General features: G+C 74.1%; 13 protein-coding genes, 5 tRNA genes and 1 pseudogene. 11 read left to right on the top strand and 8 right to left on the bottom strand.

Annotated elements, in window-relative coordinates; translation table 11 throughout:
* Positions 1-9: 9 nt before the first annotated feature.
* Positions 10-2,943, bottom strand: a complete 2,934-nt coding sequence (locus V6U81_RS06205) for a M36 family metallopeptidase (RefSeq protein ID WP_334485347.1) — start codon at positions 2,941-2,943, stop codon at positions 10-12.
* Positions 2,944-3,312: 369 nt separating this feature from the next.
* Between V6U81_RS06205 and V6U81_RS06200 the strand changes: the two genes are divergently transcribed.
* A complete protein-coding gene (locus V6U81_RS06200; protein ID WP_334485345.1) occupies positions 3,313-4,266 on the top strand; it encodes a TerC family protein in 954 nt (317 codons plus the stop codon).
* Positions 4,267-4,391: 125 nt separating this feature from the next.
* Complete coding sequence (locus V6U81_RS06195) at positions 4,392-5,576, top strand: alkane 1-monooxygenase (RefSeq protein ID WP_334485343.1); 1,185 nt, start codon at positions 4,392-4,394, stop codon at positions 5,574-5,576.
* A gap of 66 nt (positions 5,577-5,642) precedes the next feature.
* Here the strand turns inward: V6U81_RS06195 and V6U81_RS06190 are convergent, their stop codons facing one another.
* Entirely contained in the window at positions 5,643-6,224 is a 582-nt protein-coding gene (locus V6U81_RS06190) for a TIGR03086 family metal-binding protein (protein ID WP_334485341.1), read from the bottom strand.
* A gap of 128 nt (positions 6,225-6,352) precedes the next feature.
* Entirely contained in the window at positions 6,353-6,955 is a 603-nt protein-coding gene (locus V6U81_RS06185; RefSeq protein ID WP_334485339.1) for a TetR/AcrR family transcriptional regulator, read from the bottom strand.
* Between the two features lie 288 nt (positions 6,956-7,243).
* Between V6U81_RS06185 and V6U81_RS06180 the strand changes: the two genes are divergently transcribed.
* The 3 genes from V6U81_RS06180 (at position 7,244) to V6U81_RS06170 (ending at position 7,511) form a co-directional block, all read left to right on the top strand.
* Positions 7,244-7,316: transfer RNA gene (locus V6U81_RS06180), tRNA-Gly, on the top strand.
* Positions 7,317-7,350: 34 nt separating this feature from the next.
* Positions 7,351-7,421: transfer RNA gene (locus V6U81_RS06175), tRNA-Cys, on the top strand.
* Positions 7,422-7,436: 15 nt separating this feature from the next.
* Positions 7,437-7,511: transfer RNA gene (locus V6U81_RS06170), tRNA-Val, on the top strand.
* A gap of 77 nt (positions 7,512-7,588) precedes the next feature.
* Here V6U81_RS06170 and V6U81_RS06165 read toward each other — a convergent pair.
* Positions 7,589-7,828, bottom strand: coding sequence for a DUF6458 family protein (locus tag V6U81_RS06165; RefSeq protein ID WP_334485337.1), 240 nt, complete (start codon positions 7,826-7,828; stop codon positions 7,589-7,591).
* A 162-nt stretch (positions 7,829-7,990) separates the two neighbouring features.
* On the opposite strand from V6U81_RS06165, the gene V6U81_RS06160 reads away from it, so the two are divergent.
* Both V6U81_RS06160 and V6U81_RS06155 read left to right on the top strand, forming a co-directional pair.
* Positions 7,991-8,063, top strand: a tRNA-Gly gene (locus tag V6U81_RS06160).
* 9 nt (positions 8,064-8,072) lie between these two features.
* Positions 8,073-8,147: transfer RNA gene (locus V6U81_RS06155), tRNA-Val, on the top strand.
* Positions 8,148-8,270: 123 nt separating this feature from the next.
* Here V6U81_RS06155 and V6U81_RS06150 read toward each other — a convergent pair.
* Positions 8,271-8,870: a hypothetical protein gene (locus V6U81_RS06150; RefSeq protein WP_334485335.1), complete on the bottom strand. Its 600-nt coding sequence runs from the start codon at positions 8,868-8,870 to the stop codon at positions 8,271-8,273.
* 440 nt (positions 8,871-9,310) lie between these two features.
* Between V6U81_RS06150 and V6U81_RS06145 the strand changes: the two genes are divergently transcribed.
* The gene (locus V6U81_RS06145; RefSeq protein WP_334485333.1) at positions 9,311-10,321 is read left to right on the top strand and encodes an NAD-dependent epimerase/dehydratase family protein; all 1,011 of its coding nucleotides are present in this window, start codon (positions 9,311-9,313) and stop codon (positions 10,319-10,321) included.
* A gap of 75 nt (positions 10,322-10,396) precedes the next feature.
* Here the strand turns inward: V6U81_RS06145 and V6U81_RS06140 are convergent, their stop codons facing one another.
* Complete coding sequence (locus V6U81_RS06140; protein WP_334485553.1) at positions 10,397-11,371, bottom strand: Acg family FMN-binding oxidoreductase; 975 nt, start codon at positions 11,369-11,371, stop codon at positions 10,397-10,399.
* Between the two features lie 187 nt (positions 11,372-11,558).
* Between V6U81_RS06140 and V6U81_RS06135 the strand changes: the two genes are divergently transcribed.
* Positions 11,559-12,197 carry a response regulator gene (locus V6U81_RS06135; protein WP_334485331.1) on the top strand — a complete coding sequence of 213 codons (639 nt, stop codon included), beginning with the start codon at positions 11,559-11,561 and terminating at the stop codon, positions 12,195-12,197.
* Between the two features lie 87 nt (positions 12,198-12,284).
* Here V6U81_RS06135 and V6U81_RS06130 read toward each other — a convergent pair whose 3' ends face one another.
* Complete coding sequence (locus tag V6U81_RS06130; RefSeq protein ID WP_420883985.1) at positions 12,285-13,910, bottom strand: sensor histidine kinase; 1,626 nt, start codon at positions 13,908-13,910, stop codon at positions 12,285-12,287.
* Positions 13,911-14,048: 138 nt separating this feature from the next.
* Entirely contained in the window at positions 14,049-15,059 is a 1,011-nt protein-coding gene (locus tag V6U81_RS06125; protein ID WP_420883982.1) for an Acg family FMN-binding oxidoreductase, read from the bottom strand.
* A 188-nt stretch (positions 15,060-15,247) separates the two neighbouring features.
* Between V6U81_RS06125 and V6U81_RS06120 the strand changes: the two are divergent.
* Together V6U81_RS06120 and V6U81_RS06115 are read left to right on the top strand one after the other, a co-directional pair.
* Positions 15,248-17,110, top strand: a pseudogene (locus V6U81_RS06120) (heavy metal translocating P-type ATPase); the annotation flags it as partial.
* A complete protein-coding gene (locus V6U81_RS06115) occupies positions 17,093-17,596 on the top strand; it encodes a hemerythrin domain-containing protein (protein ID WP_420883984.1) in 504 nt (167 codons plus the stop codon). The pseudogene V6U81_RS06120 and the gene V6U81_RS06115, both read left to right, overlap by 18 nt.
* Positions 17,597-17,605 lie beyond the last annotated feature (9 nt).

The following is a 17,605-nucleotide window of genomic DNA, read 5'->3' as shown; positions in this document are numbered from 1 at the left end:
CGGCGGGCATCACTTCGAGAACACCTGGAACTCGGCGACCCGGACCTGGTCGCGCGCCGGGCTGGCGGTCGCGCAGTCGGTCGTGGTGGCCGGGTCGTCGTCCTGCTCCCCGGCGTACGCGGGCCCGCCCGTGCACTGGCTGGCCAGCACCTCCAGCTTCACGTGGGTGGCGAGGGTGGTCGGCACCCGGAACGAGCGCAGGTTGATGTCCCGGGTGTAGGCCCGGTACTTCCCACCGGGGAACGCGTCGGCGTCGCTGGTGTAGATCCGCTGCCAGCGGGCCGGGTCGGCACAGTCGGTGGTGGTCGCGTCGCAGGTCGACACGGCGAACGCGCGCAGCGCGCTCAACGCGTTCTGCCCGCCCGCGTCGGCGTCCCCGACGATCGCCGGGCGGAGCATGGCGCTGACGTTCACCCGCTTGACCACCTGGGCCGCGTCCCCGGGCAGCGCCACGGTGACCTGCCTGCCGGCGACGCCGTCCAGCGAGGCCCAGTTGGTGGCCTCGGTGTCGTCGCCGATCCGGTCCAGGTTCACCCCGTCTCCGGTGATCACCGCGCCGGAGGTGGTGGACGCCAGGTTGCGGCTCAGCCGCAGGTCGACGTACCCCTCCTGGCCGGCCTGGGCGACCACGCTGAGCCGCTGGTGGCCGAAGCCGGGCGCGACCGCCAGCAGCTGGTACGTCCCGGCGACCGCCTCGAAGGTGTCCGGCAGCGGGGTGGCCGGATCGGTGTCGGCGATCGGGGTGGCCCGGGCCTCGTAGTCGCCGACGTACACCCGGACCGGCGCGTCGGCGCTGTCGCCCTTGGCCCGCAGGGTGAGGGTGGCGTTGCCGCCGGCAGGGCTGGCGAAGCTCGGCGTCGGGTCGCTGTCGGCGGCGCCGACGGTGGCGGCGTCCCGGCCCATGCCGGAGCGGGCGAACTCGGCCCAGATCAGCTCCTGGTCGGCCCCGCCGAAGCGGAGCAGGTCGGCGGTGAGCAGGTTGTCCCGCATGTCGAGCATGCTGACCTGGCTGGCGGCCTGGAGCAGGAACGAGTCGAAGACCAGCTGCGCCCAGCGCCGGTTGCCCGGGCACTGGTCCGCGGTGACCTTCCCCTGCGCGCAGTCGAGCTGCCGCTGCCCGGTGCCGAGGCCGTACCGCTTCACCATGGCGGCCCGGATCCGGTGGTTGGTGGCGCTCCAGATCTCGCCGTCGGCGTGCACGGCCGGGCCGGCGGTGTTGTAGCCGACGTCGGAGTAGTTCAGCGGGCTGCGGCTCATGTCGTGGTTGCGGATGCCGCTGACCAGGTTGCCGGTGACGTACCCGCCGGTGACGAAGGGCGTCTCGCCGGGGGCGCGCAGACCGTGCTCGTACAGGTACTCCGCGGCGAGCAGGTCGCTCCACGACTCGCCCATCGCGCCGCCCTGGAGGCCGCTGATGCCGGTGTCCGGCCCGGCGATCATCCGGTTGGTGATCGCGTGGGTGTACTCGTGCCCGATCACCGTCATGTCGTAGTCGCCGTCGACGCACGGCGGGTACGGCCCGCCGGCCTGCGGCTGCCACAGGTACATGTTGGTGCTCGGCGGGAGGCCGTCGCGGGGCGTGCCCTGGTTGGCGTTGTTCCGGTTGCCGCTCAGCGCGCCCTGCTGGGCCCGGCCCTGCTCGGCGTCACCGCCCAGGCCGGCCGCGCCGACGTTGACCGCCTGCAGGTTCCAGGTGGCCTCGGTGAAGCCGAGGTGCCAGGCCCAGTCGTGCATCCGGTTGTGCATCGCGAAGAGGTTCGCGATGGCCGCGTCGGCGTCGTTGCGCTGCGCCGACGTGAACGCCGCCGGGTTGCAGCGGGACTGGTGCCACTGGTCGGTGAAGGGGTACTCGTAGCGGCGCTCGGGGCTGGCCGGGGCCGGCAGCAGCGGGCTGCCCGCGCCCCAGGAGACCACCGTGTTGGCCGAGTTGCCCCGGGAGGTGCCGGTCGGCGTGCCGGTGGTCAGGTCGACGTCCCAGGGCTGGCCGCTCGCCGGGTCGCGGAACGCGGCGGCGCAGCCCGGCGCGGGGTCGCCGCACCAGCGCACCCGGGGGTCCTGCCCCGCGGCGAGGTCCTGCGGTGGGGTGGCCGGGTAGACCGCCCAGCTCGGGTTGTCGGAGTCGAAGTCGACCAGGTCCTCGCGGACCAGGACGCCGCCGGTGATCCCGTCGACGTACGTGGTGACGGCGGCCGGGTGGTCGGTGGCCTTCCCGATCAGGGTCACCTCGTACGCGGCCCGGTTGCCGTCGGTGGGGGTGGGCACGGCGACCTGCCGGACGCTGTGGCTGGCCACCCCCTCGGCGGTCAGCCCGGCGTCGGCGAGCGCGGCGGCGTACGCCTGCTCGCCGGTGAGCGTGGCCGGGGCGGGCGTCGTGTCGTCGCGGGTCAGCGAGGAGCTGACCGAGACCACGGTGCCGTCGACGACCGCCACGGTGACCAGGCCGTCGTATCCGGCGGGGAGGTCGCCGAGGCGTTGCCGGAGGGTGACCACCGCGCCCGGGCCGATCGGCCGGACCAGCAGCCGGTCCATCGCGGCGACCGTGTCGGCGTCGAGGCCGAACAGGTCGCGGTTGTCGGCGAGGTAGCGCCGGGCGGCGGCCTCCGGATCGGCCGGCAGGCCGGTGGCGAGGGGCGTGCGGGCCGGGCCGAGCGCCTGCGGGGTGCCGAGCCGGTTCCACCGGACGTCGGCGTCGGCGCGCCGGGCGAGCCCCCGCTGGCGGGCGTCGGGTGCGGCCGTACCGGTGCGGTTGTCGACGTCGGCGGAGGCGTGGCTGTCGTCGCCGAACGCGCCGGAGCGGCCCGGTGTCGCGGCCGCTGCGTCGCCCGGTGCGGCCGTGGCGGTGCCGGCCGGCAGCAGGGCGGCGACCACGGCGGCGGTCGCCAGTACGGGAACGAGCCGGCGTCGGCGCCGGCTCGTCGTTGGTGTCCACTCCGGTATGGGCACGGGACCTCCTCGTGGGAGCGGGGGCCGACGCGGCGCCGGCCCGGCGCGTGCGCGGTTACGCATGCGCATCTGTGGATACCAGGCGAACCGGGCCGGGGCAAGGTCGTCGATGACGTTGGGTGCCGCCCGGGCGCTGCCCGGATCCACCGACGCGGGAGCGGGGGCCGGGCAGGCGCGCCGGCTCGCGGCGACTTCGGTGGACCGCCGTCGGCTGGCGGGTGGCTCGCCTAGGCTCGGGGGCGGCGCGGTCCGGTCCCGCCGCAGCTCATCCTCGGCCGGGGGGCGAGCCTGGCGCGTCGGTGCTGCCGGCGCCGGCCATGCGTCGGGAGTGCCAGCCGCCTGTCCCGTCGTGGATGCGGAGGACGCGGGGTGGACGAGGCGACGTTCCGGGCGCCGCTCTGGGCCTGGGCGGTGGTCGGCGCGGTCATCGCCGTCATGCTGGCGGTCGACGTCCTCTTGCACCGCGACAACCACGTGATCGAGCTGCGGGAGGCGCTGGTCTGGAGCGCCGTCTGGATCACCGCCGGGCTCAGCTTCGGCCTGCTGATCTGGTTCTGGCGCGGCAGCGAGCCGGCGGTGGCGTACTTCTCCGGCTACCTGTTGGAGAAGGCCCTCTCCGTCGACAACGTCTTCGTCTTCGCGCTGCTGTTCGGCTATTTCCGGGTACCCGCCGCGTACCAGCACAAGGTGCTCTTCTGGGGGGTGGTCGGGGCGCTCGCGTTCCGGTTGGGCTTCATCTTCGTCGGAGCGGAGCTGCTGAACCGGTTGGCCTGGGCCGGCTTCGTGCTCGCCGCGTTCCTGATCTGGACCGGGTGGCGCCTGGCGGTACGGGGCGAACCGGACGTCGACCCCGACCACAACGTCGCGGTCCGGCTCTTCCGCCGGATGGTGCCGACCGAGTCCCGTTTCCACGGCGGCCAGTTCGCCGTCCGGGTCCACGGCCGGCGCCGGGCCACCCTGCTGCTGGTCGCGCTGATCGCGATCGAGGCCACCGACGTGGTCTTCGCGATCGACTCGGTGGCGGCGATCCTGGCCATCACCACCGACACGTTCCTGGTGTGGACGGCGACCGCCTTCGCCGTGCTGGGGCTGCGCAGCCTCTACTTCTGTCTGGCCGGGCTGCTGCGGCACTTCGGCTACCTGCGGTACGGGCTGGCGGTGCTGCTCGCCTTCGCCGGGATGAAGCTGATCGTGGCCGAGACCCCGGTGGGCAAGCTGCCGGTCTGGCTCACCCTCGCCGTGGTGGTGCTGACCCTCTCGGTCTCGATCGGCTGGAGCATGCTGGCCGCCCGTCGGGAACGCGATCGGGCCAGCCGCGGCTGACAGCGTTCATGCGCCGGCAGGCGGGGTCACTCGTGGCGGATTTCGCTTTACAAAATCTGCCCTCTTGTAAATCAACGTGACCGGTGCCACAGTCGACGGCAGACCCGTGAGATCGGAGGTCGACGATGGCCGTCAGCACCGGCGCCAGCACCGTCGCCTGGCGCGACACCCGCAAGCCGCTCTGGCCGCTGGCCCTGCTCGTCCCGGTGCTGCCCTTCCTGGGCTGGCTCGGCTGGCGGAGCACCGGCGGCGCCTGGGCCTGGTGGCTCACCCCGGCGGTGGTCTTCGGGCTCATCCCGACGATCGACCTGCTCATCGGCGACGACCGGCGCAACCCGCCGGACGAGGCGGTGCCGGGCCTGCAGGCCGACGGCTACTACCGCTGGCTCACCTACCTCTACCTGCCCGCCCAGTACGCCGCCCTGGTGCTCTGCTGCGCCGTCTGGGCCCGCGGCGAGCTCTCCTGGCTCGGCGCGGCCGGCCTGGTCGCCACGGTCGGCGTGGTCAACGGCATCGCCATCAACACCGCCCACGAGCTGGGGCACAAGCGGGAGACCGCAGAACGCTGGCTCTCCAAGATCGCCCTGGCGCCCACCGGCTACGGGCACTTCTACGTCGAGCACAACCGGGGCCACCACACCCGGGTCGCCACCCCGGAGGACCCGGCCAGCTCCCGGCTGGGGGAGAGCTTCTGGGCCTTCTGGCCGCGTACCGTCCTGGGCAGCCTGCGGTCGGCCTGGCGGCTGGAGACCAGCCGGTTCCGGCTGCGCGGCCGCAACCCCTGGACCCATCGCAACGACATCCTCAACGCCTGGGCGATGACGGTGCTGCTGTTCGGGGTGCTGGCCGTCGTCTTCGGCCCGGGGGTGCTGCTGTTCCTGGTGCTCCAGGCGGTGGTCGGCTTCTCCCTGCTGGAGGTGGTCAACTACCTGGAGCACTACGGGCTGGCCCGGCAGCGCACCGCCGCCGGCCGCTACGAGAAGGTCGACCCGCGGCACAGCTGGAACAGCGACCGGACGGTGACCAACGTCTTCCTGTTCCAGCTCCAGCGGCACAGCGACCACCACGCCAACCCGCTGCGCCGCTACCAGACCCTGCGCAGCTTCGACATGTCGCCCCGGCTGCCGGCCGGCTACGCCACCATGGTCGTCGCCGCGCTGGTGCCGCCGCTCTGGTGGCGGGTGATGGACCACCGGGTGCTCGCCCACTACGGCGGCGAGCTCGAGCTGGCCAACGTCCACCCGCCGGCCCTGCGCCGGCTGCGGGAGCGTCGGCGCCCCGCGGCCTCCGGTCAGGGGTACGCCCACTGAGCCACACCCCCGGCGCCGGCCGGACGCCGTCCCCCCGCGGGTCCGGCCGGCGCCCCCGTGGGTCGGTCAGTCCGGTGGCGTCCAGTCCGGGTCGCGGCCGAAGGCGGCGATGAGCTGGTCCTGCGCGTCGGCGTCGGCGGGCAGGTCGACGCCGGGGCGGACCAGCTGCGCCCGCCGGTAGTCGGAACTCCGCCCGGCGAACCACTGCGCGCAGGTGGCGACCGCCTCCGGGTCGAGCCGCGGGTCGGCGCCGATCGCCACCGCCAGGTCCCATCCGTGTACGAGGTGCTCGGCGACGAGCTGCTGGAGGTACTCCCCGGCCGGGGTCTCGCCGGTGGAGAGGTGGACCGTCCGGTCGAGCGCGCCGGGGTGGGTGGCGGCGACCTCGGCCTGGGATGCCGCCTGCCGGGCGGTGCCGATCGGGTCGTCGCCGAGCTGGTCGCCGTCGAACCGGTCACCCACCTCGTCGAGGGTCCGCCCGGCCAGCAGCGGCACCGTCCAGCGGTCCTCGCCCACCACATGGTTGACGAGCGTGCGGACGTCCCAGCCGGGGCAGGGCGTCGGGTCGTCCCACTGCCCCGGGGCCACCTGGTCCACCCGGTCGATGAACTCGGCCAGCGCGCGTCGGTAGCTCTCCACCAGCTCCATGCCCCGATCCTCCCGGCCCGCCACCCCACCCCGCCCCGCCGATGCGCGCACTTGCACGGAAAGTGTGGCTTCCCCCGGCGGGACGGCCACTCTTTGCGGGAAAGTGCTCCGCCGGAAAGGGGTGGGGGTCAGTCGAGTTGGGTGGGGTCCAGGGCTAGTTCGCGGGCGGCGGTCAGGCGGACCCATTCGGCGCACTGGCGGCGGGAGATCACCCGGTCGTGCACCGCGAGCTGGACGGCCAGGCCGTCCATCACGGCGTTGATCCGCCAGGCGGCGCCGGCCGGGTCGGCGCAGTCGAAGGTGCCCTCGGCCACCCCGTCGGCGATCACCGTGGTCAGGTCCTGCCGCCAGCGCAGGTCCAGCCGGCGGGAGACCTTCTCCAGCTCGGGGGTGCGCAGCGACTCCGACCAGCCGTCGATCCACATCGACCAGGAGATCGAGCGGCCGGCCGGGGTGTAGAGTCGCAGGATCCGCCGCAGCTTCGTCAGCGGCGCCGCGGCGGACCGGGTCACCGCGTCCAGCCGGGCCAGATCCTGCTCCGCCGCGTACGCGAAGGCCTGCGCGAGCAGCCGTTCCTTGGTGGCGAAGTGGTAGAAGACCAGCGCCTGGCTCACCCCGGCGGCCTCTGCCACGTCGGCCGTGCGGGTGTTGGCAAGTCCACGTTCGACGATCACGTCACAGGCCGTTCGCAACAGGGAATCCAGGCGCACAGCGGCGGCACGTCTCGTCACGCCGTTACCGTAACCTATCCGTTTGAGCACAGGGAGTTACCGTCACCGTCGGTTCGCCCGGGCAAACAGTCGGAACTCGGACAGCTGTCGACCGGCGCGTCGGGTCGCCCCGGCCATCGACGGCGCTCGCCACCGCGAAGGCTCCCCACCCAGTCTCCTAGGAAGCTTTAGGGGTGTGGGCGGGCGCCTCTCCGCCCGTCTCCGGCGCGCCGGAAACACCCCCGATTTGGCATCCCTCCGGCGACTCGGCTAAAGTTCTCATCCGTCACCGGGAACGTCCGGAGACAAGCGGACGTAGCGCAGCTGGTAGCGCATCACCTTGCCAAGGTGAGGGTCGCGGGTTCGAATCCCGTCGTCCGCTCGGAGCTGCCGCCACGCACGACGGGGGCAACCTCGGTGGGGTGGCCGAGAGGCGAGGCAACGGCCTGCAAAGCCGTGTACGCGGGTTCAAATCCCGTCCCCACCTCGGTAACAAAGGCGCGGGCGATTGGCGCAGTGGGAGCGCGCTTCCTTGACACGGAAGAGGTCACTGGTTCAAACCCAGTATCGCCCACCAGCGAAAAGGCTCGTCACCGACAGGTGACGAGCCTTTTCCGTGTCCCGTTCGTCCGGGCCCCGCGGGGCGCCACCCGCTCAGAGCGGCGGGGCCACGTCCCGGCGCTCCTCGACCCGTCGGTACTCGACCGGCTCGGTCGTGGTGACGACCTGCCGGCGGCGACCCCAGACCAGCGTGGTCATCACCAGGCCCAGCACGCCGGCCGCCATCAGGATCCAGCCGACCACGTCGAGGTTCACGCCGCCGACGCTGGCGTCGAGCGCGAAGGTGAGGATCGCGCCGACCGCGATCAGGAAGATGCTCGTTCCGATACCCACGACAGCCTCCTTAAGGGGGGATGTGGTGCGCTGTCGACGGAGTCAGTACCCCATCGGTGAACAGCGCAATCACCTCGCCGGGCCAGCGCCGGAGGGGCGGCGCCGGCCACGATCTTGTCGTCGGGTAGAGTTCAACCCGTCGCCGGGGAAACCGGGCGGCACGCGGACGTAGCGCAGCTGGTAGCGCATCACCTTGCCAAGGTGAGGGTCGCGGGTTCGAATCCCGTCGTCCGCTCGCGATCACGGGCGATTGGCGCAGTGGGAGCGCGCTTCCTTGACACGGAAGAGGTCACTGGTTCAAACCCAGTATCGCCCACCAGGCGCTGCACGAAGGCCCCGGCTCCGACGAGCCGGGGCCTTCGTCATGTCCGCGCTCACCTTCCGACCCTGGGTACGCCGCCGGCCGGCACCCGGGGCGGGGTGCCGGCCAGCGTGTCACGGGTCAGCTGTTCCAGTGCGCGGCGACCATGTCGGCGGCCTGCTGCTCCCACTGCGCGTAGTGGTCCGGGTAGGCCGAGACCTGCACGGTCTGGGCGGCCTCGGTCAGCGGCATGTCCTGCCAGCCGTCGACCTGCTTCAGGCCCTTGAGGAACGCCATCGTCGAGTACCCGGGGTCGGTGATCTGCTCGACCGTGCCCCAACCCGAGCTCGGACGCTGCTGGAACAGGCCCTGCGAGTCGTGGTCGTTGCGGTCACCCAGGTGCCCCAGGTTCTCCAGCTTCGACTCCTGGAGGCTGGTCGCGAGGGCCACCACGGCGGCCCGCTCGTCCATGCCGGACTTCTTGGTCGCGGCGATGATCGCCTTGACGTTGCCGGTCTGCTCGTCGCCCAGCTCGATCCGCGACTGCGCGCCCTGCACGCCGTGCGGGATCAGCTTGGCCCGGTCCACGGCCGGCTTGTCGGCCTGGACCACCGCGACGTCCTTCGCCTCGACCGGGGCGGTCGCGGCGGTCGTGCCGTGGTTCAGCGGGCCGGCGGCGAGGCCACCGGCGAAGGCGAGACCAGCGATACCGAGCACGCTCTTGCGCAGCATGGTGTTCATGGGTGGCTCCATTCGGGGGTCGACCCGCACGCCTGGGGGGACCGGCGCGGGGCAAGCACCACGAGAAGGCGCTCAGAAGGCAAAGGGGAAAGTCTTCGTCCGGGCGGCTTCGCGAGCGGGGGACTCGCGGCGCCGGGACCATGTGTAACGACCGCCGGCCCGCCGTCATTCCGGGGGTTCGTCGTCCATCGGCCAGGCAGCGGGGGCTGCTGCTGCGGTCGTACAGAGGGTGTAACGACCTGGGCTCGCCCGCCATTCCGGGCCGGGGGTGCCGCCGGTCACGGGGCACCCGGGACGTGCCGTGCCGGAACCGGACAGGCGGCGCAGGCGTGCCCAAGACAGCTGATTCGGGGACGTCCGGGAGGCTTTCTGCCGAGGGCAGATCCGCTGCCGGTGAACAGGAGTACCGGCCCGGTCCACCGCCCGGCAGGCTGGGACGTATGAGACTGCTGGTGCTGGGTGGGACGGGGTTCGTCGGCGGGGCGATCGTGGCCGAGGCGGTACGACGGGGCTGGCCGGTGACGGTGTTCAACCGGGGAGTGCACGGGGAGGTGCCGACGGGCGTACGCCGGTTGCGGGGTGACCGCACGGCGCCGGACGGGCTGGCGGCGCTGGCCGGCGGGGCATGGGACCTGGTGGTGGACACCTGGGACGGCGCGCCCCGGGCGGTGCGGGACGCGGCGCGGGTGCTGGCCGACTCCGTCGGGCACTACGCCTACGTCTCGAGCGGCTCGGTCTACGCCGCGCCGGTCGAGCCGGGCTCGGCCGAGGACGCGCCGGTCGTCGAGGCGGCCGCGGACGCGGTCGACGGGGACTACGCGCAGCTCAAGGCCGGTGGGGAGCGGGCCGCGGTGGAGGTCCTGGGTGACCGGGCGCTGCTGGCCCGGGCCGGGCTGATCCTCGGGCCGGGGGAGGACATCGGGCGGCTGCCCTGGTGGCTGAACCGGATCGCCCGGGGTGGCGCGGTGCTGGCGCCGGGGCCCCGCGACCTGCCGGTGCAGTACGTCGACGTGCGGGACCTGGCGATCTGGCTGCTGGACCGGGGCGCGGAGGGGATCGGCGGGGCGTACAACGTGGTGGGCCGCACCGGGCACACGACGATGGGGGAACTGCTCGACGCGGCCGTCGCGGCGACCGGGTCGGACGCGGTGCTGCACTGGACGGACCCGGAGCCGATCCTGGCCGCCGGCGTGGAGCCCTGGAACGACCTGCCGATCTGGATCCCGCGCGGACACGAGTACCGCTGGTTGCAGGAGCGCGACGTGGAGCGGGCGTACGCGGCGGGGCTGGTCTGCCGCCCGGTGGCCGAGACGGTCGCCGACACCTGGCGTTGGCTGCGCGAGGTGGGCGGGGTGCCACCGCGCGCCGGTCGGCCGGCGCGGGCGCCGGTCGGCCTGGACCCGGAACGGGAGGCGGCGCTCCTGGCCGCGAGCGCTGCGCCGCGGCCCTGAACCCCAGCAGAGGCGGAGCGGGGCCGGATCACCCGGCCCCGCCGCACCCACCTCGGTCGTCTCCCGCGCCCACGCTCAGGCCGGCACCACCGGCAGGTCGAGCAGCTCGTCGACCGAGCGTCGCGGGGTGGCCATGCCGGGCTGGCCATACCCGATCCGCATCACCATCTGCGGCGTGCCGAACCGGCCCAGCGACAGCCGCAGCGCCTCCCGCGCCCCCGGCACCTCGATGGGCTGGGAGATCATCGACACGCTCAGCCCGGCGTCGGTGGCGGTGAGCAGCACCCGCTGAAGGGCCTGGCCGGCAATGATCTGGTCGGTGGCGGTGTTCCCCGCCGACCCGAGCACCGCGACCAGCGGCTCCGGCTCGAAGTCGCGTCCCGGGGCCCGGTTGCGCCCGCCGAAGCCGCGCTGCGGGAGCAGGTCCTGCGGTTCGCTCTGCGGCCCACCGGCGGCGGTCGGCACCCCGTCCGGGGAGGGCTCCGAGCGGATCCACGCGGCCCGCTCCGCCACGTACGCCGGTTCCCGTTCGAGCACCCGGTGGGCGCTGCGGGCGATCTCGGCGAAGGCGTTGACGGCGCTGGTGCCAATCAGCAGCTCCAGCCAGCACTGCTCGGCGCGGGCCGCCTCACCCAGTCGCCAGCGGGCGTCGGCGGGCACCGGGTCCGGCCAGAACGGGGCCCGGTTGCTGAACCGGCGCGGGATGGCCGCGTACAGGCTCTGTTCGGCGGGGGTCGCGCGGCGTGGCAGGTCCGGCACCAGCCGGGCCACCACGTCCGGCTCCGCCGGGTACGGCCGCAGCCGCACCGTCGCCGGCGTGCCGGCCACCGCGAGCGCCAGCCGCAGGTTGAACAGGGCCGCGCCGCAGGAGAGCCGGGCGCCCCAGCCGCTCGGGTCGGTGGCGGGCAGCCGCCGCGCCGGGTCGACCGAGAGCTCGATCCCGCCGTCGCGCAGCCGGAAGCGCCACGGCTGGGTGTTGTGCAGGGAGGGCGCGCGCACGGCATCCGCGACAGCGGCCCGTAGCTGCGCGACGGTGAAGCCGGTGTCCATGGTCATGCTCCTTCCGTGGCAGGTCGTACCGCCTCCCGATGGGTCCGTCTACACGGTCCGTCACCGGCGGGGGGCGCGGGCAGGGCCGGACGTCCCGTCCCGGCCGGGGCCCCCGGCCCGCCGCGGCGCCCCACGGTAGGGACCTTCGGCCCGTGTAGTGGACGGCCCGGGCGGGTAGAAACGAGGGATGATTCGGGTGTTCCTCCTCGACGACCATGAGGTCGTCCGTCGTGGCCTTGCCGACCTGCTGCAGAGCAGCGGTGACATTGAAGTGGTCGGTGAGTCCGGCTCCGCGCAGGAGGCGGCCCGCCGTATTCCCGCCCTCCGGCCGGACGTGGCGATCCTCGACGCCCGGCTGCCCGACGGCAACGGCATCGACGTGTGTCGCGACGTCCGGGCCGTGGACTCGTCGATCAAGGGACTGATCCTCACCTCGTACGAGGACGACGAGGCGCTCTTCGCCGCGATCATGGCGGGGGCGGCCGGGTACGTGCTCAAGCAGATCCGCGGCACCGACCTGGTCGACGCCGTACGTCGGGTGGCGGCCGGTCAGTCGCTGCTCGACCCGGCGATCACCACCCGGGTGCTGGAGCGCATCCGCAGCGGCGTCGAGCAGCCCCGCGAGCTGAAGACGCTCACCGAGCAGGAGCGCCGGATCCTGGAGTACGTGGCCGAGGGGCTGACCAACCGGGAGATCGCCGGCAAGATGTTCCTCGCCGAGAAGACGGTGAAGAACTACGTCTCCAGCGTGCTGGCCAAGCTGGGCCTGGAGCGGCGTACCCAGGCCGCCGTGCTGGCCACCCGGCTGCTCGGCAAGACCCACTGACCGCCGGCGCGGCCGGGCCGGCCCGCCCGGGCAGAGCTCCGGCCCGCCCGGAGACGGCCCGCCCGAACGGCGCTCCGACGACTGCGCTCAGTCGCGCAGCGGCACGCACCAGGACAGCTCGGTGCCGTGCGGATGCACCGGGCGTACCTCGAACTCGCCGCCGTGCCGCTCGGCCCGCTCCCGCAGGTTGACCAGGCCGCCCCGGGCCGCGGCCGGGTCGCAACCCTTGCCGTCGTCGGTGACGGTGACCTCGACCCGACCGGCGTCCACCCGGACGGCGACCGCGACCCGGCTGGCCTCGGCGTGCCGGACCGCGTTGGAGAGCGTCTCCCGCAGCACCGCGGTCAGGTCCGGCCGGACCGCGTCGGGTACCGCGCTGTCGATCGGCCCGTCCAGCTCCACGGCGGGTCGGAAGCCCAGCGACGCGGCGGCCACGTCGACCGCCTCCCGGATCTCGGTGCGCAGCGCCGCGCTCATCGGGGTACGCAGCTCGAAGATGGTGCGCCGGATGTCGCGAATGGTGGCGTCCAGGTCGTCGACGGCCGCGTTGATCCGCTTGGCCACCTCGGGCCGGGCGTTCATCGCGCCGCTCTGCAGTTGCAGGCCGGTGGCGAAGAGCCGCTGGATCACCACGTCGTGCAGGTCGCGGGCGATCCGCTCGCGGTCCTCCAGCACCACCAGCAGCTCGCGTTCCTCCTGGCCGCGGGCCCGTTCCATGGCCAGCGCCGCCTGGCCGGCGAAGCTGCCCAGCAGCTTCACGTCGTCGTCGGCGGTCCGCGCCGCGTCCGGCCGGTGGGCGATCACCAGCACACCGTGCAGGGTGGCCGCCGCGGCGAGCGGCGAGACCACCGCCGGGCCGGCGACCACCGGCACCGGCCACGGGGCCGCCTCGGCCAGGTTCTCCACCCGCTCGTGCCGGTGCTCGATGACCGGGCCGGCGAAGCTCGTCTCCCCGGCCGGCAGCACCGCGCCGACCAGCTCCTGGGCGGCGTCGTCGGCGGAGTCGACCACCTCGACGGTGAACTGGCCGGCGTCCTCGTCGTAGAGCAGCACCAGGGCCAGCTCCGCCTCGGCGACCTCCCGGGCCCGACGGGCCACCAGGGCCAGCGCGTCGGTGCGGCGGACCTCGCCGAGCAGCACCGAGGTGATCTCGGCGGTGGCCGCCAGCCAGCGCTCCCGCCGGTGGGCCAGCGCGTAGAGCCGGGCGTTCTCGATCGCCACACCGGCCGCGGCGGCCAGCGCGACCACGATCTCCTCGTCGTCCTCGCTGAACTCGGCCGCGCCCTGCTTCTCCGCGAGGTAGAGGTTGCCGAAGACCTGGTCGCGGATGCGCACCGGCACGCCGAGGAAGCTGTGCATCGGCGGGTGGTGCGGCGGGAAGCCGTACGACTTGGGGTGCTGGGTGATGTCCGGCATGCGTACCGGGCGGGGCTCGTCGATGAGCAGGCCGAGCACACCCCGCCCGTGCGGCAGGTCGCCGATCTTCGCGTGCAACTCCGGGCTGATGCCGTGGATGATGAAGTCGTGCAGCATCCGGTCGGACCCGATCACGCCGAGGGCGCCGTACTGGGCCCCGACCAGTTCGCACGCCGCCTGCACGATTCGTTGCAGGGTGCTGCGCAGGTCGAGGTCGGAGCCGATGCCGACCACCGCGTCGAGCAGGGCGCGCAGCCGCTCCCGGCTGGTCACCACCTCGCCGACCCGGTCCAGCATCTCCTGGAGCAGCTCGTCGAGCCGAACCCGGGACAGCGGGCTCAGCCCGAGCGAGGGCAGGTGGTCGTTGCGGGGGTTCGGTGCGCTGGGAGCCACGCAGGCGATGCTATCGCCCGGTGACCGCCCGGCACGAGCCCGTCACGGGCGCTCGTCGCGTACCGCCGAGGTGTCCACCACCTGGGCGACGTCGAGCCGCGGCGTGTGCGGCGGGCCGGCGTGCGTCGGGTCCGCGAGCCCCAGCCGCATCGAGAGGTACGGAAAGCCCAGGTCCGAGAGGATGTGGCGGATTGCCTGCCGGGTGCCGTCGACCTCCACCACGCCGCTGAGCGGCAACAGGGACACCCCGAGCCGGGTCGCGGTGAGCCAGGCGGCGGAGAGCCCCTCACCGGCGCGCAGCCAGCTGTCCGGCTCGTCCTCGGCGCCCCAGAGGATCGCGTAGGCGGCCGCCCGGTCGTGCCCGGGGCCGACCGGCAGGGTGCCCGGGCGGCCGAAGTCGCGGCCCGGGACGGTGGTCTGCGGGGCCTGTTCGGGCAGCACCTCCGGCGGCAGCCCGGTGCCCGTCCCGGCCCGGCTCGTCCAGTACGCCAGCTCCTGCAGCAGTTCCGGATTGCCCGCCTCGACCGCGGCGGCCTGCTGGGCGGCGCTGGCGAGCTGGATCTTCTGGGTGTCGTCGAGAATCTGAAGGTTCACGCCCTCGCGGTTGGCCGCCCGGTCGATCTCGTCGAGCGCGGTGTCGGGGATCGGCTCGTCGCTGACCGGCCGCCGGTCGGTGTGGCGCACCTGCATGCACTGCACCAGGTGCATGGCGTTCGGGTCCGCCCCGGTGTGCGTGAAGTTGGTCAACCGGGCCAGCAGGTCCGGTCGGGCCGGGTCGGGCATGCGCTCCACCAGCGCCGTCCAGCCCTCGGCGGCCAGCGCCACCCGGGCGTGGTGCAGCGCGGCGCCACAGCTGATCGCCAGCAGCCGGCCCTCCGGGTCCATGGCGCTGAGCCGGCGGTCCTGGACCACCCGCAGCTCGAGTGCGTCGGGCAGGACCTTCCAGCGCCACGGCTGGGTGTTGTGCACCGAGGGGGCGTGGCCGGCCATCCCGGCGGCCTCCGCGAGCGCGGTGGTCAGCGGGCGGTCCGTAGCCGGCGTCTCGTGGCTCATCGTCACGACCTTTCCGTTTCTCCCCATCGTGCCGCACCCCGACGGTCCCGGGGCGGGGATGCGGCTCCCATCCTTCTGCATTGCCCGGTGCGACGCACGGTACGCAGGTCCCGTCGCGTGAGCCCTTCGGCCCGCCCGATTCCTCCGGATCCGCCGCACCTGTCGTCCGCCGCTGGGACGATCCGCAGGTGGGGCGGGAGCAGCGGGAGTGCGTTCCGGAGCGGCCGGTCGGCCGACGCCGGGTCGACTGGCGGGAGTGGGCGCCGCTGACCCTGCTGACCCTGGCGGTGCTGCTCGGGGCGGCGCTGTGGTCCGCCGGCCGGCGCGGCGCCGCCGACCTGGTCTGGACGGCGGTGACCCTGGTCGCCCTGCTCCCGGCAACCTGGGCGGTGCTGCGGCAGCTCTGGCGCCGGCAGTTCGGGGTGGACGTCATCGCGGTGCTGGCGTTGGCCGGGGCGCTCGTCGTGCGCGAGTACCTGGCCGGCGCGGTGATCGCGGTGATGGTGGCGACCGGCCGGGCGCTGGAGACGTACGCCCAGCGGCGGGCCACCCGCGACCTGCGGGCGCTGCTCGAACGCGCGCCCCGGCAGGCCCGCCGGCGGACGGCGGACGGCCGGATCGAGGTGGTGCCGCTGGACCGGGTCGCGGCCGGCGACCGACTGCTGGTCGGACCCGGTGACGTGGTGCCGGTGGACGGGACGCTCGACGCCGCCGCCACCCTCGACGAGTCGGCGGTGACCGGCGAGTCGCAGCTGGTCGACCGGGCCGCCGGTGAGCAGGTGGCCAGCGGCGTGGTGAACTCCGGCGCGGCGGTCGGGCTGCGGGCCACCCGCAACGCGGCGGAGAGCACGTACGCGGGGATCGTCCGGCTGGCCGAGGAGGCGACCGCCCGCAAGGCGCCGATGGTCCGGCTCGCCGACCGCTACGCGGCGGCGTTCGTGCCGTTCACCCTGCTGCTGGCGGGGCTGGCCTGGCTGCTGTCCGGGCAGTTCGTCCGGGCGGTGGCGGTGCTGGTGGTGGCCACCCCGTGCCCGCTGCTGCTGGCCACCCCGATCGCGATCGTGTCGGGGCTGTCCCGGGTGGCCCGGCGTGGGGTGCTGGTCCGCGACGGTGGTTCGCTGGAGCTGCTGGGCCGGGCCCGGACCCTGCTGGTCGACAAGACCGGGACACTCACCGCCGGCAAGCCGCGGGCGGCCGAGACGGTGGTGGCCCCCGGCGGGGACCGGGACGAGGTGCTGCGGCTGGCCGCGTCGGTCGAGCAGCTCTCCCCGCACGTGCTGGCCGTCGCGCTGGTCCGCCAGGCCCGCGAGCGTGGGCTGGCGCTGGCCGAGCCGTCGGACGTCACCGAGGAGCCCGGGCGCGGGGTCGACGGGCGGGTCGACGGCCGCCGGGTACGGGTCGGTCAGCTCGCCGGGGAGCCGCCCGAGTGGGCGCGGCTGGCCCGGGAACGCGCCGAACTCGCCGGCTGGTCCACGGTCTGGGTGAGCGACGAGCACGGTCCGCTGGGCGCGATCCTGCTGGAGGACCCGGTCCGCCCCGACGCCCGGCGCACGGTGCGGCGGCTGCGCGAGGCGGGGCTGCAACGGCTGGTGATGCTCACCGGGGACCGGCCCCGCACCGCCGACCAGGTGGCCCGGGCGGTCGGGGTGGACGAGGCGCTGGCCCAGTGCTCCCCGGAGGAGAAGGTGGCCCGGGTGAAGGCCGAGTCGGCCCGGGCGATCACCGTGATGGTCGGTGACGGGGTCAACGACGCCCCGGCGCTCGCCGAGGCGCACGTCGGGGTGGCGATGGGCGCCACCGGGGCGACCGCCTCGGCGGACGTGGCCGACGCGGTGCTCACCGTGGACCGGCTGGACCGGCTCGCCGACGCGGTGGAGATCGCCCGGCACGCCCGCCGGATCGCGGTGCAGAGCGCCAGCGTCGGGATGGGGCTGGCCGTGCTGGCGATGCTGGTCGCCGCGGCCGGCCGGCTGCCGCCGGTCGGCGGCGCCTTCCTCCAGGAGGGCATCGACGTCCTGGTGATCCTCAACGCGCTGCGCGCCCTGACCGGCGGGCTGCGCCGCCGGGACGTCCCACCGGGCACCCAGGAACTGCTCGACCGGTACGCCGGCCAGCACGCCGGGGTGCGCGACGTGCTGGCCCGGGTACGCGACACCGCCGACCTGGTCGCCACCCGCCCGGACGCCCCGGAGTGCCTGCCGGCGCTGCGGGAGACCCACCGGCGGCTCACCGACGAGGTGCTGCCGCACGAGAGCGCCGAGGAACGGCAGCTCTATCCGGCGCTGGCCGGCCCGCTGGGCAGCGAGGAGGCGACGTCCACGATGAGCCGGGGGCACCTGGAGATCCGCCGGCTGGTCGACCGGATCGGCGGGCACCTGACCCAGACCGCGGACGGGCGGATCCGCCCCGACCAGGTGCCGGACCTGCTGGCCAGCCTGTACGGCCTGGACGCGGTGCTCCGGCTGCACCTGGCCCAGGAGGAGGAGGACTACTTCTCCCTGAACCCGGCCGAGGGCACCCCGGGCGACGGACGTTGACCGCTCGCG

This window comes from Micromonospora lacuserhaii, assembly GCF_036902735.1.
GTDB lineage: Bacteria > Actinomycetota > Actinomycetes > Mycobacteriales > Micromonosporaceae > Micromonospora.
This window is presented reverse-complemented; position numbering and strand designations above follow the sequence as displayed.

Coding starts and splice junctions, on each gene's coding strand:
- V6U81_RS06145 (WP_334485333.1), top strand. CDS start 9,311: ATGAGACTGCTGGTGCTGGGTGGGACGGGGTTCGTCGGCGGGGCGATC.
- V6U81_RS06125 (WP_420883982.1), bottom strand. CDS start 15,059: ATGAGCCACGAGACGCCGGCTACGGACCGCCCGCTGACCACCGCGCTC.
- V6U81_RS06135 (WP_334485331.1), top strand. CDS start 11,559: ATGATTCGGGTGTTCCTCCTCGACGACCATGAGGTCGTCCGTCGTGGC.
- V6U81_RS06190 (WP_334485341.1), bottom strand. CDS start 6,224: ATGGAGCTGGTGGAGAGCTACCGACGCGCGCTGGCCGAGTTCATCGAC.
- V6U81_RS06140 (WP_334485553.1), bottom strand. CDS start 11,371: ATGGACACCGGCTTCACCGTCGCGCAGCTACGGGCCGCTGTCGCGGAT.
- V6U81_RS06130 (WP_420883985.1), bottom strand. CDS start 13,910: ATGCTGGACCGGGTCGGCGAGGTGGTGACCAGCCGGGAGCGGCTGCGC.
- V6U81_RS06195 (WP_334485343.1), top strand. CDS start 4,392: ATGGCCGTCAGCACCGGCGCCAGCACCGTCGCCTGGCGCGACACCCGC.
- V6U81_RS06150 (WP_334485335.1), bottom strand. CDS start 8,870: ATGAACACCATGCTGCGCAAGAGCGTGCTCGGTATCGCTGGTCTCGCC.